Here is a 633-nt window from a genome sequence, read left to right as displayed (position 1 = left end):
TACTCGTCCAGAGCTATCGGTGCTTGTCGCTTACGGCAAAATGGTTCTGAAACAGCAGCTCGTGACGGATGACATTGCAAATGATGAATTCCATGCGAAACAACTGGTTGAGTACTTCCCAAGTGAGTTACGCCGTAACTATAAAGATCAAATGGTTAACCATCCGCTACGTGCAGAAATTATCGCGACTGCGCTAGCAAACCAAATGGTTAACGAAATGGGCTGTAACTTCGTCACTCGTCTTCAAGAAGAAACGGGCGCAAGTGTTGTTGATATTGCAAATGCTTACAGTGCAGCTCGTGAAATATTTGATCTTGCTGAAATTCTTAAGCAAACTCGCGCGTTAGACAACGTTGCAACGGCAGATGCACAGTACGAGATCATGTTCTACGTACGCCGCGCACTACGTCGTATTGCTCGTTGGTTACTGCGTAATCGCAGCGGTAAATCTACCGTTGGTGAGTTGATTGCAATCTACAAACAAGATGTGAATGTCATTACTGAAACTCTTGATAGCATGCTGGTTGAATCTGAAGTGGAAGAGCACAATGAGTTGGCTCAAACATGGATGGAGCGTGGGGTAGAAGAAAAACTCGCCCATCAAGTAGCACGTCTATCGAGCCTTCAATCGGC

1 pseudogene is annotated in these 633 nt (G+C 45.7%); it reads left to right on the top strand.

Annotation, left to right across the window (positions count from 1 at the left end):
• A pseudogene (locus R8O11_RS28780) lies at positions 1 to 633 on the top strand (NAD-glutamate dehydrogenase domain-containing protein); the annotation flags it as partial.

The sequence above is a fragment of the Vibrio sp. 1288 genome (assembly GCF_033344475.1).
This window is presented reverse-complemented; position numbering and strand designations above follow the sequence as displayed.